Here is a 17,084-nt window from a genome sequence, read left to right on the forward strand (position 1 = left end):
TCGTCGGGCACTCCGCGGCGCGCGGGTCCCCCCTATGCACTACGTGGATAAGCCCCCGCCGCTAACGCTGTTTCTAACGCCCAAAGGGGTCGGAATTGGACGCGAAAAGGGGGTCGCGTTTGGACGCGATTTGACAAGCCAGTAGCGACCTTGGCGATAACCATTGGAAAGATAGTGGCGGCACACCGGCTCGGCGTTGCGCGCCAGGCGACGCGCCAGTTCGGTTACTGACTTAGACATGGCACTGGCATCCAAAACGAAAGGGACCCGTCACGATCGACGGGTCCCTCGGTGGCTGGATTGGTAGCGGCTATTCCGCGGCGATGGCGTGATCGGCCGCTGGAATCATCTCAAGACCTGTGTCGGTCTCCGCCCGATCGACGGGAGTTTCCTTGTCCTGAACTGCGGAATTTTCATCGGCCATCGTGGTGGTGGCAGACACCACTTCGGAAGCGCCGATATTCTCCTCCACGGTCACAGCGGCCATTTGCCAGCCAGGCGGACGCAGCGGCTCCGGCAACCAACCTGTACCGGCCAAAAGCTCTTCCGCCCGCACCGCCATCTCGCCCTTCTTCAGGTGGTCGATCGACTGAGCGAGGGCGTCACCCCTGGCCTCGCGCACGGCCTCCAAAATGCGGGCCTTTGTCACCCGGCCAAGGAAGTTGTCGACAGTAGGTTGCCACCCTCCAGTCGCGACCAGGTCGAGCGACACCGCATCAGCCAGCCGGTCGGCGTGTGCGATGGCCTTGGGCCGGCGGTTCCAGGCCTCATGCACCGCGTTGATGGTCAGCGACACGCAATGGGCGAACAGCGCATCACGGCTGTCGGTGTCGAAGGTGAGGAGCACATCCCACAACGTGCTGGCGTCCTCGGGCAGTTGCTCGGCCCAGCCGCGGTGCCGCGCATCAACCCGAACGGCCGGAGGCGTATCGGCCAGTCCCGGTGCCTGGTTGCCGAACATCACGCTCTTTGGCTCGATCTCCAGGCAAGAATCCGAGCCGTAGCGGTAGAACAGCTTCAGGCAGAGAACGTGCAATGCGGCAAGGAACGCGGTTGCCGGATCAGCGCCGACCGCCTCGCGCAACGCGAGCGTGCGGTAGGCCGTCAATTCGGTCATCAGCTTGTCGGGGATCGGTCGCAGCCCCTCGTCTTCCTCCGGCATTTCAGCCGGTGGCGCGCCACCCTCGCCCGATGACGCTGCAATCGCCGTATCGGATCGGGGGTCGTGTTGAGAGGCTACATACTCGCCGTCGACCTCCTCGTTCCCGCTGCCGCCATAGGCAGCGGCGTGCGTATCGGGATCGAGCATCTCCGGCTCGGCGACCGGCGGCTCGTCTTCCGCCCGCACATAACCGCGCTCGACCCGCAGCCGACCGGACCCGTCGATGCTGACAAAGGCGCCGGCCCGCGCGATATCGGCTTCATCGTAGATCACCGTCCGGCTCTCGATCGCGGTCAGCGCTGCTTCAATCTCGCCCAAGCGCTGCTCGACTTCGCCCGGCAGTTCATCTTGACCCGCATGGGTTTCCTCAAGTTGTTCGGCTTCCGCCCGTAATGCCTCAATCGTAGCGGTCTCCGCCTCAGTCAAAGGCGGCTGCTCGCCGGCGATCAGTCGCAGCCCGTAAGTGTGCCCATACGGGAAGTCGATCGCCACCTCGACCCACTTCCAGCCTTCTGCACGGATCACTGCCGCATCGTGCTCCAGCGCCTCACACACCACGCGCTGAAGCAATCCGGCATCCTGCAGCCAGCCGCCATCATCCGGCTGGAACAGATCGCGCATGACCGCACCTCCTGCCGCAACATACGCAGCACCGGCATATTGCGCCCGCTTGTCGGAACTGCGCACCGCACCCTCGGTGAGCAGCCGGCGGATCTGGTACGGCTCCTTGTTGTAGGACCGCAGGATTGCCTCCCAAACCTGCTCCTGGCGCTCGTGATCGGGGCTGACCGTGAACGCCATCAACTGGTCGAGCGTCATGCCGTCTCCGATGTAGACATCGAGCAGTTTCGGCGAGACGGCGGCAAGCCGCAGCCGCTGCTTCACCACCGCAACCGCGACGAAGAACGCCGCGGCAATCTCCTCCTCGGTCAAGCCCTTCTCCCGCAGGGTGAGAAAGGCGCGGAACTGATCGAGCGGGTGCAGCGGCGCGCGCTGGACGTTCTCCGCAAGGCTGTCCTCTTCGGCGATGCCTTCGGTGCGGACCACGCACGGGATCGGCGCGGTGCGGGCCAGCCGCTTCTGCTTGACCAGCAGCTCCAGCGCCCGAAAGCGGCGTCCGCCGGCAGGAATTTCGAACAGGCCGGTCTCGGCGCCATCGGCGTCGAGCACCGGCCGCACGGTCAGGCTTTGGAGCAGGCTGCGCCGCGCGATATCCAAAGCCAGCTCCTCGATCGAAACACCAGCCTTGATCCGCCGGACGTTGGACTGGCTGAGGACCAACTGGTTGAAGGGGATGTCGCGCGAGGCGCTGAGTGTGATCTTCTGAACGGTTTTGGCCATGTCGGTAACTCCGCGACGGGCAGCCGAAAGCCTCTCTCTCGACCTGCAACCCGTCACGAAATCCTGCGCAGCCCTCTCACTCTATCGGACTGCCCCGGCACCAAACCCGACATGGAGCCGATCAGCGGATGATCGGCTCCATGTCCACCTCATTCAGCCGACGCTCGCCAGCAGCCTTGCCGCACGCCCCTCCAGATCCAGCCGCGCATCCTGATGCGGTTTGGTCCGGGCGAATGCGGTGATCCCCTGTACGAAGTCGAAGATCGATTCCGGCGGCCGACCCTCCTCCTCGCGCACGGTGGCGATGATCTTGTCCGTCTCCGGCTTGGAGAAGCCGCGCTTGCGCAGGAAGCTCTCGCGCTCCTCGTCCTTATGCGCGACGATGGCTTCGCGGGCGCCCCTGATGCCGGCAACAAAGGGTGCCGGTGACGAGGTGGCGAAACGCTCCAACGCCGGCGCGGCCTGATGGGCGAAGCGGTGGGCGGCGAATTTGCTGTGCCGGATGCTGATCTCCTCGAAGCCTTCGGCGCCCCAGATGTTCCGGTTCATGCACACAGCCCGGAGGTAGAACGAGGCGATGCCAAGCGTCTTCGAGCCGACCTCGCTGTTCCAGCAATAAAAGCCCCGGAAGTAGAGATCAGGCTCGCCGTTCGGCAGGCGGCCCGCCTCGATCGGGTTGGTGTCGTCCACCAGGAACAGGAACACGTCGCGGTCGCTGGCATACAAGGTGGTGGTGTCCTTGGTCACCTCGACATACGGGTTGTGGGTCATACTGGACCAGTCGAGCAGGCCCGGCACCTTCCACCGCGTATCACCCACTCCATCGCCGGCGATCCGCATCACGGCGGCGACCAGCTCATGATCCCAGATGCGGCCGTAATCCGGGCCGGTGACTGCGCGCAGCTCGATGCGGCCGTCTTCGGCTTCCAGCGTCTTCACCAACTCGGCCCGGTGCGACAGCAGGCCGTGCTGCATGTTGATGCCCGCCAATGGTGCCGGTAGCTGGCGCAGATAGCCCGCCGGCGCACCGACGAGGCTGCACATCTGGCCGAACGACCAATGGGTCGGTGCGATCGGCTCGTCGCGGCCGGGCGCGATCAGGGACATCCGCTCCGCATTATCCCGACTCGCCTCGATGCGCAGACTCCGGGTCTCGACGGTACGCGCCGTAGCGCGCTCTGCCCGCGCGTGGACGGACTCATACAGCGAACCGAGCGAAAGGTACCGCTCATCGTCCGGCCGGGAAAACCACTCGGATGACACCCGGCCGATGCGCTCGCCACGCGAAATATCGACCTTGTAGGCGCCCGTCGCACCCGCGACGACAGGCTTGGCGGTGACCGGGCTGTGGACGCTGTTACGGCCTTTGCCAGCAATGCTCTGAACCATGGAACTTCTCCACGACGGGCCGGCCGAGAGCCTCTCTCTCAGCCTAAATGCCCGTCACGGAAAGCCGCTCGGCACTCTCCCTCGAAAACTGATCACGACGTTCGCTACGCGCGGCGAAATTTGCGCGACACCGACACCAGAACAAGTGCCATTTCCAAGCCGCGCCTCATGGACGTCATGGGTAACCGCCAGCCTATCATCCTCAAATGTTCTCCAGCGCACGCTTGCCGGCGCGCAAGAAAGTACTTTCCGCCAAATACTCGATCAAAACACCATTATCAGAAATTACGCGATCCAGGCCCCTGGCAGCAGGTGCTTGAGCGACGTCTCGGGCGGCAGGTAATAAAGATCGCCATGGCGGGAGATGGGATCGGTTGGACTTTTTGAACGGAACCGGGGGCTGGTCTCTAGTCGCCGTCAAAAGCTAATGGAAATCGTACTTAATTACGCTCAGCGACCGCCGTTTCTACGCAAGACGGCTGATGACCATTCCCCAAGAGTTAAGACAGTGCAATTGGCAGGAATGACCGTTGCGCGCACACATCGCCGGACTTGCAGCATCAAAGACACTTCGATCCCGTCTGACCTGTACGACTACGCCACCACGCCCGATCGCAAGCCGGGGCGACCGGTTAAGCATGACCTGATCGGCTGGCGAGTGATTGACGACTGGTCAGAGCGCGTGCCCGTCACCGAACGCGAGGTGGACGTGTTTGAGGCGTGGTTTGGCGACATCCTCGATGAATTGTTCAGGCCCCAGTAGCCGCAGTGAATCATACATTGGATCACCCGAATATCTTGCGTTGAATTGTCCAATGGAGTAGTAAACACAATGTTCGGGCCAGCCCCCGTCAGCGTCGTCGAGACGCCCGAGTTCCTGGCCGCGACGCGGCGTATCATGGATGAGGAGGAGCGCGGCTTGCTGGGTGATTATCTCGCTTGCAATCCGTCGGCCGGCGACCTCATTCCCGGGACCGGCGGCGTGCGCAAGCTGCGCTGGGCCTTGGAAGGCCGCGGCAAGCGGGGCGGTGCGCGAGTGGTTTACTACTACCACAGCGATGCCATGCCGATCTTCGCTCTAACCGCCTACGCCAAGAGCGAACGGGCCGACATTTGCCAAGCCGACCGCAACGATTTTCGCCGCCTGACCGCACTGCTAGTCGAGCGTTACGCGAGGAGAGCACAATGAAGAGCAAGGTTGCAGACAGCATCCGGCGCGGGCTTGAGGAGGCGCTGGCCTATGCCGAGGGAATGGGGGACGCCAGCCGCTACGGTGTCCACGTCCCCGAGGACATCGATGTAAAGGCGATCCGGATCAAGCTGGACATGACCCAGGAGGAATTCGCTGGCCGCTTCGGGTTCAGTATCAACACCCTGCGCCATTGGGAGCAGGGCCGCCGTGTCCCCGAGGGGCCAACCCGCGCCTATCTCCTTGTCATCGACCGCAACCCAAACGCAGTTCAGAAGGCGCTGAGGGCGAAGCCGCCCAAGGTTCCGGCGAGGGATAGCAACGCTGGAATGGCTGCGGAGGCGGCATGACGAGCGGCATCCCCCTTCGCGCCGCCCTCTACCTGCGCGTTTCGACGGCGCGGCAGGCCGAGCATGACGTGTCGATTCCAGATCAGCGCAAGCAAGGCGAAAGCTATTGTGCTTCGCGCGGATACCAGCTCGTCGAAACCTATGTGGAACCCGGCGCGTCAGCCACGAATGACCGCCGCCCGGAGTTTCAGAAGATGATGGAGGCGGGCACCGCCAAGCCTGCCGCCTTTGACATGGTGGTCGTCCATTCCTTCAGCCGATTTTTCCGAGACCATTTCGAGCTGGAATTCTACGTCAGGAAGCTTGCGAAAAGCGGCGTCCGTCTTGTCTCCATGACGCAGGAACTGGGCGATGATCCGATGCACATTATGATGCGCCAGATCATGGCGCTGTTCGACGAGTACCAGTCCAAGGAGAACGCCAAACATACCTTGAGGGCTTTGAAGGAGAATGCGCGGCAGGGCTTTTGGAACGGCTCCCTACCGCCGATCGGCTATCGCGTCGTGGACGCTGAGAAGCGGGGCGCGAAGGTCAAAAAGAAGCTGGAAATCGACCCACTCCACGCTGACACCGTGCGGCTCGTGTTCAAGCTGGCCCTTGAGGGCGATGGCGTGTCCGGCCGCATGGGCGTGAAGGCGATCGCAAAACACCTCAACGAGCGTAAAATCTACACCCGCACTGGCGGGCGGTGGGGCGTGGGCGCGGTCCATCGTATCCTGACCCGCCCGACCTATATCGGCCGCCACGAGTTCAACAAGCGCGGCAAGACAAAGGCCGTGAATCCCATCGATCAAGTGATTGCCGTCGCGGTCCCGCCGCTGATCGACCGGGACACGTTCGACGCCGTTCAGGCGCACCTTAAATCGCGTAATCCCAAGGTCGCCCCTCCCCAGGTCGTCGGCGGCCCGACGATGCTGACCGGCATCTGCTTCTGCGCGGACTGCGGCGGCGCCATGACCATTCGCACCGGCAAATCCGGGCGCTATCGTTACTACACCTGTTCCATCGCGGCCCGGCAGGGCGATACGGGCTGTAAAGGGCGCTCGATACCCATGGAACGGCTGGACGATCTGGTGACCAAGCATCTGGAGGAGCGACTGCTCGATCCGGCCCGGCTGGAAGAGGTTTTGGGCGTCGTCCTTGATCGCCGCCAGGAGCGTACCGAACGCAGGGCGGCGCACGCCACGGAACTCCGCAAGAAAGCCGCCGAGGCCGAGGCCCGGCTCAAACGGCTCTATGACGCGATTGAGAGCGGCGTGGCCGACATCGAAGACGAATCGCTCAAAGAGCGAATCGCCGAACTGCGAGCGCTGAAATTCCAGGCCCTGGTGGACGCCGAGCGCGCAACCATCGCGTTGGATGCCGTCGGGGCAGAGATCACCCCGACTAAGCTCCGCACATTCGCCGACGCAGCGCGCCAACGGCTACGCGGTCCAGACGGCGGTTACCGCCGCGATCACCTTCGCGCGCTCGCTCAACGGGTCGAGGTCGCCGATGGTGAAGTCAGGATCATGGGATCGCGCGGAAACCTGCTGCGCACCTTGGCCGCCGCCGGCGGCGTAAAATCGGCGGCTGGCGGCGTGCCCAGCTTTATTCCGAGTTGGCGGGGCATGGGGCATTGTTTGTTGATTTCGATGCCGATGGCGAGGTGACGGCGCAGGGCCATCAGTGGACGACGGCGGCAAGTGATTCCGATTTCGTGCAGCGGAGTTGGGCGGCGTATTATTCCAATCGCGGCTTGCAGGGCAATCCGGGCTGGACACAGCCGTTGGCCGATCCGGCGAAGGACAACGATCCGGATGATCCGTTCGCCGATGCGATCGATCTGGCGAAGTTGAAGCGGCCGGCGACCAACCCTTGGATTTCCTATCCGAACGGGCGCTTCCTGTTCGATGATCTGGCGCGCCACCATGTCGGGTTCGAGAATTTCGGCGAATTCATTGCGCGTGACCGCGCCGGGGCGGTGCGGCCCAGTCTGATTGCGGATACCGATGCGGGGTATCCGGGCTGGGACCGGATGTTGCTCGATACCACGCGCGCCGCGGTGGTGACGCGCTGGATTGCGGCGCATCGCGATGATCTGCCGCGGTTCATCTATGTCTGGCTGCCGGATGACCACACCGCCGGCAGCAATCCGTGTTACTACACGCCGGATTATTATGTTGCGAACAACGATCGGGCGACCGGGGCAATTGTGGCCGCGCTGTCGAACACGCGGGCGTGGCGGCACATGGCGGTGTTCGTGACCGAGGATGATGCGCAGTCCGGCGCTGATCATATCGATGCACACCGGAGTTTTCTGGTCGCTTACGGGCCGTGGGTGAAACCCGGGGTGGTGCGGACGCAGCGATATTCGCAGGTGAATGTGATGCGCACGATCGAGGCGGTGCTCGGTGTGCCCCCGCTGTCGCAATGGGACCAGAACGCCGCGGTGATCGGTGGAATCTGGGCGAGCCACCCGGATGGCGCGCCCTATGTCACCCAGCCCATCGGCGTGCCTCCAACCGTCAAGCAGGGCACCTGCCCGATCGACAAGACCCTGCGACGGAAATCGGGCGAAACCGGTCATCTGCTCACGCCGGGCTTCGTCGCCGCCCGCGGCAACGCCGCATTCCTCGCGCCCGCCGACCTATACAATCCCACGGCCTTGCTGAAAGTGTCCGGTGCCGAGCAAATGAAACAGGAATGGATCGCCTCGAAAGGCGCCGCCAGCTACCGCCGCGTCATGGCCTACCTCGCCCGCTACGCTGCCGCACACGGCGCGCCGCTCGGTAGTTTTCAGGCCCGTGATTGAAACACAGCCCACCGCGCCTGACCCCAAGCGCCCAGAGCGCCGTTTGATCCCGAAGCATTTGCAGTCGATCGCGGCGACCATGGGGGCCTCATTGGGCTGCGTGCCGCGATGGACGCTGCCCTCGGTAATCCGCCGGATGGGATGACGAATACCTATTACGATTGCTCGGCATGTTTTGAAATGCGATTGCCCTGGATACCCATCATCACCGCGCCGATCCCAATGAGCACGATCGCCAGAATGGATGATCGCGATCCACCGGAACGCACAAGTGTCGGGCAACTTTGCCCGCGGCGGATCGGGCATACAGGGTCGAACTGCACGGTAGTCAGGATAATCGATTAAACTGAAAGAGTGGCCACGACGAGGAGATGGTGGCATTCTGGGGCGGAAAGGGGAGCCGCATGCCTGTATCGAAAAAGCCACGAAAAAAACCGCTCCGGCAATCGCGCAGCGGGGATCAGATCAGCGCCACGCCCTCGCTGCCAGACCGGCGCGGCATGGAAGGGATGATGGCGGGGCTGTTTGACCATGCAAGAGACGACGATCCAAGCTCGGCCGCCCAGAACGTCATGTATCGGGCCTGGGATGCGACGGACCGGCGTGAGCGGATCAGGCTGGCGAGGCAGGCGCTGACGATATTCCCCCGCTGTGCCGATGCCTACGTGCTTCTGGCAGAAGAAGATGCTCGCTCGGTTGAACAGGCATTGGCCTATTATCGGCGTGGCGTCGAGGGGGGCGAACAAGCCATTGGGTCCCAAGGGTTCCAGGAGTATGCTGGGCATTTCTGGGGATTTCTGCAGACTCGGCCGTATATGCGGGCCCGGCAAGGTCTCGCGGTCGCGCTCTGGGCGACGGGCCAGCATCAGGAAGCGATCGGGCATTGCCAGGCGATGCTGGAACTCAACCCGAACGATAACCAGGGTATCCGCTATCTGCTGGCCGGCTATCTTCTGGCGCTCGGCCTTACGGCTGCCCTGAAACAGTTGTTGGGCCAGTTCGAAGACGACGGTACCGCGATGTGGCTCTATACGCGGGCGCTACTGGCTTTTCGGGAGGAAAGTCCGGAAGCGGACAGTCTGGCGGGAGCAGCCTGGTCGGAAAACAGCTATGTCCCTGAGATCCTGTCCGGACGACGTCCGCTGGTTGCCTCACGGGACGGGTATGTCACGCTGGGGGGAGAGGATGAGGCCGGCGAATATGTCAGGGACAACGGGGCAGCCTGGCGTGCCACCCATGGCGCCATCGAATGGCTGGTCCGGGTCACTTCCGCCATGGCGCCGAACCGATAGGGCTATCGGGCGTGAGCGTGTCCTTCGGGTCGTGTAGCTGGAATGGCCTACTGCCACTGCGAATTCGTGTCTCCTTCGCCGTGATTCTTCCGCATGATAACGCCTCTATCATGCGGAAGAATTGGGCCAAGACCACGCGAGGCATTGAGGGCCGTCTTGGCATGTAGGGGTGCGAAGACCTTGCCACCGTCCTGTGTCGTCTCGTCCATGGCTGTCCCCTATCAAGCAATCGAGGACACGCATAGATTAAGCGCATCATCGGTTTGTCACCTACTTCTTCACCCGATCGCCCTGATCGCTATGGCTCAGCGGGTATGCGACTCGATACAGGGCTTGCTAAACTCCGAAATTCATCCGGGAGTGAATTATGCCTGCGACAGCACGGACTATGTCTTCTTCACCAGGGCTCCACGCGCGGCTTCAAGAATTTTTTACGGCGGCGATCGATTTCGTGGCCCCGGGTCGTGCCGACGCTCTCATGCGAAAATGGGCACCACGCGAGCAGCCGCACTCCTCCATTGCGGAACACCGGATAATAGCGATGATGGCGGATGCGATATTGCTGTCGGCCGACCTGCTCGTGTCGCAACCCTCTGCCAGCGGCTCGAACGCCTTTGATCGTCTTGCCCGCAGCCGGGGGAAGGTTTCATCCATTGATGCCGCAGCCCTCGCAGCGCTTGCCAAAGCACGCTTCCGATTGCTCCGTATTCAGAAGACCGAGGCGGATGGCCGCCTTACCGTCCACGATATCCTGGCCGGGGAAACGCTGGCGATCGAAAGTGCCGACCTGCCGCCGTTTCCACTGGAAATCCCCATCGTCGCCCGCATCGCCGTGACCGGTGATCGATGCGGTTATCTGATCGGTGCGGTCACACCGCTCGATCAGGACGCTCTGGCCGTCGCCCAGAGCCATGCAGCAGCGGGTGGAAAGGGCAGCTTTGCCAACGCCCGCTGGGCCGAGGCTGTCTATACCCATGTCGTTCGACACGGAACCGTAGAAATTCCCGGCCTCAACCGTCCGCCCGCGGACGGCAATGAGCCAGATCTCTACGAGGAAATCGACGAGGCGTTGTACGCCCTTGCGCAAGACTGGGCCGCATTGGCGGGCAAGCCACCCAGTCAGGAACTGATGCTGCGCACCCGGAGACTAGCGGATCAGACCCGGATTTTTGACGCGTTGGACGCGGCGCTCACCGCACGCGACGCGAAAGATGAGCTCATGGCGGATGCATTCGAGTGCATTGCCGCCGCGCAGCTTGAAACCGTTTGGTTGCGCGAACGCGGTGGATCCGTCGGGCTGACGTTGGATATCATTGCCCGCACGCTCGACGAAGCCATTGCGACGCGCGGGTGGCCCTCCCGCATCCGCCTGCTATTCGATCGGCTCCGTCCCCGGCAGGGCAATCGGCAGACCAGTAACAGCGACCTGCCACTGGACCGGCTCGTGCAACGAATCCAGGGCCTGCGCGCGAAAACCGTCGCTCAGGGCTGTACCGAACAGGAGGCTATGGCGGCTGCGGAGAAGGTCGCCGAATTGCTCGATCGGTACGGGCTGTCGTTGAACGAACTCGAGCTGCAGGCGCAGCCCTGCGAGGGGATCGGCATCCAGACCAACCGGCGCCGGATCGCGCCGATCGACGAGTGCATTCCCGCAATCGCCGCGTTCTTTGACTGCCGGGTCTGGTCCGAACGCGCTCAAGGCGCGCCGCTGCGCTACATCTTCTTCGGTCTTCGCAGCGACGTCACGGCTGCACAATACCTCTATGAGATGGTCGAGCGCGCCTTCGATACGGAGACCGCCGTTTTCCGCCGGAGCGACCTGTACGAAGAGATGAAAGGGGATCGCAGGTCAGCAACCAACTCGTTTCAGATCGGGCTTTCCCGCGGTATTTCCGCCAAGCTCGGTGCGATGCGCGCCGCCCGTGACGAGACCATCCGTAGCGCGTCCGGCCGAGATCTGGTTCCTGTCAAATCGGCCATGATCGAAGAAGAAATGTCCAAGCTTGGGCTCCATCTAAGTCAAAGGTCCCACGCTACGGGCAAACGCGTCATTCGTGATGCCTATACCGCTGGACAGGAAGCCGGTGAGAAATTCGAATTCGCGCCCGGCATTACAACAACGGTTTGAGCCCATGAACGCGACCCTGCTGAACACAGACAAATTGCCAGACGCCAGATTACCCCACCCCAAATCGGGGAAAGCGATACGCCGTCAAAGATAACATCGAGCTCGTGTCGATCATGCGAAATCACTACGGACACGCGATACCCTCGTCTACCTGACAATGCCCCTCCAGCGATTTCCCTCCGATCCGCAGGGCCTGTATCAATCAATCATAAAATTCAGGCGCATGTTTGAAGGTTGGCCACGCAACTGGATCGTGACCCGTTACCACCGCTGCACCAGTTTTTTCAGCCAGCGCTCGGAGTTTACGAACTGATCGGACAGTATCGACCGTGCTGGCCAGGAAGCCTGGCAGTGCTTTTTCATCCCAATGATCGGTCGTGTAAGCCGCATCAATTGTTAGCAACATCGGTCCAGATCGCGGGAGAGTGATCAGGAATGACTGATGACCAGGAGCATGACCGGGCGTGAAAATGGTTCGAATGACGCCATCACCATAAAGGTCATAATGATCGTCGAATTTGCCATCTAGAAAGTGCCACTTGAGGCCAGGTCGGTCGAAATCCGGACGAATGTAACCCCCGGCTGCAAACCAATCAGGCGTGAAAGCATATTCGTATTCGGCGCGCTGGACGAGATGGGTAGCGTTGGAGAACCTCCCGATCGCGCCCGTGTGGTCAAGGTGTAAATGCGATTGCAGGACATAACGCACACTGGCCGGATCAATACCAAGTGAGGCGAGTTGCGGCAGGCAGGCCTCGTCCTCGCGCATGACGGGTTCATAAACGTCGCAGACGTCACCCCAATGGCCGCGGGGATTGATGGCGACCTCCGCTGCGTTGCCCCCATCAATCACCACGTTGCCCTTCGGATGGGTGATCAGAAACCACGGCACCGGGATCTCATAGGGCTCATTGCCCTGATTCATCTTGATCGAAGCGGTGATCGTCTTCAACGTACCGCAGCTGAACATGTAGAGGCGAATGTCCGACATTGATGTCTCCGGAGGCTAGATGCTTACCAATTGTGGATTGACTGTCGAAGGATGGTATCGAGCACCGCCGCGTCGACCGGCTTGGGCGCGCCGCTGAGCAGTCTTTGCTGCTTCAAGGCTCCCTCGATGATGACTGGGATGTCAGTCTCGGTGTAGCCGAGCTCCGCGATGCCGGATGGCGCGCCGACCGCTTTCATTAAATCGATCAGGGCGTGCGGCAGCGATTCTGAGTTGGGATCGATTATCGAATGGCCACGCAACAACTCGGCAGCGCGGATATGCTTTTCAGGCGCCGCATCATAGGTGTAGCGAAACGCGGCGGGAGAGGTCACGATGACCGAGAATCCGTGCGGCACAAAGGCGTGGTTTCGTGCGTATCCGGGCGCGTGATAGACATGTTTTAGCCCTGCGATCGGATAAGCGCAGGCGTGCGGGATATGAACGCCTGCGGTGCCGAAACCGATCCCGGCCATAGTGGCACCGAGCATCATGGTGCCGCGCGCCTCGAGATCATCGCCGTCGGCTACCGCGCGAGCGAGAAATTTGCCACCGAATTCGATCGCCTGCAGTGACCAGATGTCGGCGACCGGGTTGGAACCCTGATAGGGTGGCCGATCATCCGGGCTGGCAGCCTTCGGGCGCTGATTGAACGGCTTCGAGATATAGCTTTCAACCGCGTGGCAAATCACATCAAGACCGGCTGACGCGGTGACGCCACTCGGCGTCGTGCGGGCCAACGACGGGTCGACGATAGCGACTGTGGGCCGCATGTAGCGGTGTGATATCCCAGTTTTCAATTTCAGTTCAGGTATGTCGAGTACGGCCACCGTCGTGGCCTCGGACCCAGAACCTGAGGTTGTCGGTAGCGCGATCAGCGGGCGAAGCGGAGAGGGCGGCTTGCGGCCACCACCAATTGGAGGATTGACGTAATCGATCACCGCACCTCCATGCGTACTGATCAGATTGGCAACCTTGGCAGTGTCGATGGTGGAACCACCGCCGAGGGCGACGAAGCCATCCGCAGGATGCGCGGACGCAAAGGCGGCAGCGCGGGTGAAACTCTCGATTGTCGGTTCGACGCTGATATCCTCAAACCGGTGATATTGGATGCCGGCATCAGCGAGAATTTTTTCAATGCGTTCGATCAGGTCGAATTCGTGGAGTTTGGGATCAGCGACTAGAATGACACGTCCCATACCAAGCCGGGAAAGTTCCCAACCTAGTTCATCGGCAGCACCAACCCCGAATTTGAGTTGAGTTGCCTCTAGCGAGAACACGCTCTCCATGCCACTGGCGGCGGTAATACTCACTGTTCCCTCCAGTATGCGATCTACGCCGCAAAGACTAGACTGATATGCCAGATTTTCAGATTGGTGCAAGCGATGCCGTATTTTGCGTTTCCGACGAGCCCGCGAGCACGAGGTGCGGTCGGCCGCGAGATGGTCCTTCCACGCCTTGATGTAAATCTCAGCTGGCCGCGCGCGCTGTAGATGTTTTGATACAGGGTACGCGGCAGTCCAGCCTCGACGCGCGCGATGATCCGCTCGACGCGGTCCCAGCTTGCCGCAATCTGCACCACGCCCCAACCATTCCGCCGCCTAACCTCGATCAGCGTACGATCGATCACCGTCAGCGCCCGTCGCAAGATTACTATGGAGCCACCCAATTCCATCGGGCCGCCTGGTCGTGTTCGCTGTGAAACATGAAACCGCCCTTCGAAAACGCCAGCCTCAGGCATGGTGAACGTCATGATCGCGATCAACGGAATGCGCGATACGGCAGGGGGGGGTGGTCTCGAATTAGTCGCGCCATGGCAGATACATAATTAATCATTAGCGCCATTAGTGGTTCGTTAAGGGTTCGAATGCGATGTAGGTGGTCTCATTGATATGTCCGAGCGATGAACCAGATCTCGTCCCAACCGCCGATCCAAACTGACGACCAGAACATCGCCCGGTCAGTCATTCGAACGACCACATCCGACCAGGCTGCCGCCTTACGCGAAAGCTTCCTCGTCATTGAGGATGGTGCCATCCTGCTCGACGCCCGGCTGCGGGTCATGCTCTGCAACATCCCCGCGACAATTCGGCTCGGTCATTATGGCGCGCCGCCGAGTCGTGGTTATCCCCTTACAAAACTGATCGCCCATTCTTCAGCGCTGGATGCCGATGCACGCACGACGGTCCTTGATCGCTGTAGCGCAATGAGCGCTTCGGATCTCGCTGGCATTGAAGCGCGGCTTGTGTTTGGCGACATCGTTATCCGAATCCGAAGGCTTGCCTTGGGTCGTCTACTATTGTGGGTTCCTGCCTCCCGCGCGGCGGGGGAATCGTCGTTGCATGATCCCCTCACCGGTCTCGGCAACCGGCGTGTGTTCCAGGCCGCGTTGGCCGCCATCTTCACGAAACCGAATGCGTCTGCCGCGCTTCTGATGATCGACCTCGACCGCTTCAAGCAGGTCAACGACACGCTCGGCCACCCGGTTGGCGATGCGCTTCTCCGCCTGGTCGGTCAGCGTCTGCGCGCCTGCCTAAGCCAGGAGGACGTGGTGGTCCGGTTAGGAGGCGACGAGTTTGCGGTCTTGCTCCAGCACCTCGATGGCGTCGATGCTCTGGGTAAACGGTTGATCGATCTCCTCAGTAGACCCTATCTGGTCGAAGGCCATCTCGCCAACATCGGCGCCAGCATCGGCATTGCCGTTGCTCCGTCCGATGCGCACGATCCAAGTACCTTGATGCGTCATGCCGATCTCGCCCTATACGATGCGAAAGCCGCCGGGCGCCACTGTATCCGCTTTTTCAAATCCGAATTGAATGCGCGCGCTCAGGCCCGTCTCGCGCTTGAGACGGATTTGCGGCGCGCTACGGCACTCAACCAATTCGCTCTTTATTATCAACCCTTGGTCGATATTGCCTCCGGTCGCGTCACCGAGTTCGAGGCGCTGCTTCGCTGGCAGCACCCGTCCCGCGGCATAGTCTCGCCGGCAGAGTTCATCCCGCTCGCCGAGGAACTTGGCCTGATCGTCCCGATCGGAGAGTGGGTCCTGCGCCACGCCTGCCGCACCGCAGCAACCTGGCCCGCCGACGTCCGGGTCGCGGTCAACGTCTCACCCATGCAGTTCAGCGACAGCAAACGCCTGATCTGCGCCGTCGCCGATGCACTGACCACGAGTGGACTGCCAGGAAGCCGGCTCGAAATCGAAATCACCGAAAGCGTGCTGATGCACAACAATGCCGAAACGCTGGAGACCTTGCACGCCCTGCGCGCCCTCGGTGTCAGCATCGCCATGGACGATTTCGGGACCGGCTATTCCTCGCTCAGCCAACTGCGCAGCTTTCCCTTCGATAAGGTAAAAATCGATCGCTCCTTCGTCAGCCAGATCGATGGAAAAGGTGGCAGCGGCCGTGAAGTTGTGCGCGCCATCGCCGCCCTCGGCTCGAATCTTGGCATGACGGTTACGGTGGAAGGCATCGAAACCGACGCGCAGGCCGATTTCGTGGAAACCAGCGGCGGTCACCAGATGCAGGGATACCTGATCAGCCATCCGGTGCCATCCGATATGGTGTCCGCTTTGTTTTCGCCACAGTCGCCAATCGCATCCGCACCTAACCCCGAACCCGTGGCACCGGCAGGGAGCCGACGCCTGAGAGGTCATGATCATGAAAAATAATTTTTACCGCGCGGTCTATTGCAGTCGGTGCGAACTCATCGGCTCGCCCGAAACGATCACAGCTGAGTTACAGTCGATCCTCGCCACTTCCCGTCGCAACAACCGGCCTGCCGGCCTCACCGGCGCGCTGCTGTTTGCCAATAACTGCTTCGCACAAACCCTCGAAGGGGAACGTGAGGCGGTCGAACGCTGTTTCGAGAGGATACAGATCGATCCGCGGCATTCAGACGTAACGGTACTTGAATTCGGTCCTGCCGTCGAACGCGACTTTACCGAATGGTCGATGGCATTCGTTGGTGATCCATCCGCGACGTCACCTGATCCACTCGCGGTAGCGCTGTTCAAAGACATTTTCGCCGACAATCATGCCGATTCCGGCGCGAAAGTTCTGCTCCTTCTGCGCCAACTCGTTCATCAGGAAGATCTCTGGGCGATCGCTTGATGCCCTTTCCCCCGATAGCCCCCCGAATAATTCCACTGCGCGCGATAATATCGGTTATCGCGGTTTAGAAATACCGGAAGAAAGCCCGCCTGCGGACCTCAAGCTAGACGGCGATCACACTCATGGTTGAGTTTCATGGGCATGGAGCGCAATGTATTCGCGCAGGGCATTGTTGATACTGGTTTGATAGCCGTCGCCAATTCGCGTCTTAAACCAAAAAATCAAATCGGCATCGAGCCGCAATGTAATTTGCTGTTTCACCGGCCGAAAAAACACTCCGCGTTGGGCATCACTCCAATCCCTTTGCTCAGGGATCGCCTGCGTATTGATCTGATC

General features: G+C 61.3%; 14 protein-coding genes and 1 pseudogene. 9 read left to right on the forward strand and 6 right to left on the reverse strand.

The window, feature by feature from the left end; genetic code table 11:
• Nucleotides 1–310 precede the first annotated feature (310 nt).
• Nucleotides 311–2,503: a ParB/RepB/Spo0J family partition protein gene (locus AruPA_RS20075; RefSeq protein ID WP_265638525.1), complete on the reverse strand. Its 2,193-nt coding sequence runs from the start codon at nucleotides 2,501–2,503 to the stop codon at nucleotides 311–313.
• 153 nt (nucleotides 2,504–2,656) lie between these two features.
• A complete protein-coding gene (locus tag AruPA_RS20080; RefSeq protein ID WP_265638526.1) occupies nucleotides 2,657–3,892 on the reverse strand; it encodes a DUF932 domain-containing protein in 1,236 nt (411 codons plus the stop codon).
• 523 nt (nucleotides 3,893–4,415) lie between these two features.
• Here AruPA_RS20080 and AruPA_RS20085 point away from each other — a divergent pair.
• The 7 genes from AruPA_RS20085 to AruPA_RS20115 all read left to right on the forward strand — a co-directional run bounded on the left by AruPA_RS20085 (nucleotide 4,416) and on the right by AruPA_RS20115 (nucleotide 11,645).
• Complete coding sequence (locus AruPA_RS20085) at nucleotides 4,416–4,655, forward strand: hypothetical protein (protein ID WP_265638527.1); 240 nt, start codon at nucleotides 4,416–4,418, stop codon at nucleotides 4,653–4,655.
• A 69-nt stretch (nucleotides 4,656–4,724) separates the two neighbouring features.
• A complete protein-coding gene (locus tag AruPA_RS20090) occupies nucleotides 4,725–5,081 on the forward strand; it encodes a type II toxin-antitoxin system RelE/ParE family toxin (RefSeq protein ID WP_265638528.1) in 357 nt (118 codons plus the stop codon).
• A complete protein-coding gene (locus AruPA_RS20095; RefSeq protein WP_265638529.1) occupies nucleotides 5,078–5,431 on the forward strand; it encodes a DNA-binding transcriptional regulator in 354 nt (117 codons plus the stop codon). The genes AruPA_RS20090 and AruPA_RS20095 overlap by 4 nt, the downstream gene beginning before the upstream one ends.
• Entirely contained in the window at nucleotides 5,428–7,083 is a 1,656-nt protein-coding gene (locus AruPA_RS20100; RefSeq protein WP_265638530.1) for a recombinase family protein, read from the forward strand. The genes AruPA_RS20095 and AruPA_RS20100 overlap by 4 nt, the downstream gene beginning before the upstream one ends.
• On the forward strand, nucleotides 7,050–8,225 hold the full coding sequence (locus tag AruPA_RS20105) for an alkaline phosphatase family protein (RefSeq protein ID WP_265638531.1): 1,176 nt from the start codon (nucleotides 7,050–7,052) through the stop codon (nucleotides 8,223–8,225). The genes AruPA_RS20100 and AruPA_RS20105 overlap by 34 nt, the downstream gene beginning before the upstream one ends.
• Nucleotides 8,226–8,629: 404 nt before the next feature.
• Nucleotides 8,630–9,517, forward strand: coding sequence for a lipopolysaccharide assembly protein LapB (locus AruPA_RS20110; RefSeq protein WP_265638532.1), 888 nt, complete (start codon nucleotides 8,630–8,632; stop codon nucleotides 9,515–9,517).
• Nucleotides 9,518–10,058: 541 nt separating this feature from the next.
• Nucleotides 10,059–11,645, forward strand: a complete 1,587-nt coding sequence (locus AruPA_RS20115) for a DUF2786 domain-containing protein (RefSeq protein WP_265638533.1) — start codon at nucleotides 10,059–10,061, stop codon at nucleotides 11,643–11,645.
• A 202-nt stretch (nucleotides 11,646–11,847) separates the two neighbouring features.
• On the opposite strand, the gene attM is transcribed toward AruPA_RS20115, so the two are convergent.
• The 3 genes and pseudogenes from attM to AruPA_RS20130 form a co-directional block, all read right to left on the reverse strand.
• The gene (attM, locus tag AruPA_RS20120) at nucleotides 11,848–12,636 is read right to left on the reverse strand and encodes an N-acyl homoserine lactonase AttM (protein WP_265638534.1); all 789 of its coding nucleotides are present in this window, start codon (nucleotides 12,634–12,636) and stop codon (nucleotides 11,848–11,850) included.
• 23 nt (nucleotides 12,637–12,659) lie between these two features.
• Nucleotides 12,660–13,946 (reverse strand): hydroxyacid-oxoacid transhydrogenase, encoded by a 1,287-nt coding sequence (locus tag AruPA_RS20125; protein WP_265638538.1) that lies wholly within the window; start codon nucleotides 13,944–13,946, stop codon nucleotides 12,660–12,662.
• 96 nt (nucleotides 13,947–14,042) lie between these two features.
• Nucleotides 14,043–14,203: pseudogene (locus AruPA_RS20130) on the reverse strand (transposase); the annotation flags it as partial.
• A 333-nt stretch (nucleotides 14,204–14,536) separates the two neighbouring features.
• On the opposite strand from AruPA_RS20130, the gene AruPA_RS20135 reads away from it, so the two are divergent.
• Both AruPA_RS20135 and AruPA_RS20140 read left to right on the forward strand, forming a co-directional pair.
• Entirely contained in the window at nucleotides 14,537–16,306 is a 1,770-nt protein-coding gene (locus AruPA_RS20135; protein WP_265638535.1) for a bifunctional diguanylate cyclase/phosphodiesterase, read from the forward strand.
• Nucleotides 16,290–16,748 (forward strand): BLUF domain-containing protein, encoded by a 459-nt coding sequence (locus AruPA_RS20140; RefSeq protein WP_265638536.1) that lies wholly within the window; start codon nucleotides 16,290–16,292, stop codon nucleotides 16,746–16,748. Before AruPA_RS20135 ends, AruPA_RS20140 begins: the two co-directional genes overlap by 17 nt.
• Nucleotides 16,749–16,868: 120 nt before the next feature.
• Here the strand turns inward: AruPA_RS20140 and AruPA_RS20145 are convergent.
• On the reverse strand, nucleotides 16,869–17,084 hold a 216-nt coding region (locus AruPA_RS20145; RefSeq protein WP_265638537.1), incomplete at its 5' end, for a BrnA antitoxin family protein.

The sequence above is a fragment of the Acidiphilium sp. PA genome (genome assembly GCF_026191915.1).
Classification (GTDB): Bacteria; Pseudomonadota; Alphaproteobacteria; order Acetobacterales; family Acetobacteraceae; genus Acidiphilium.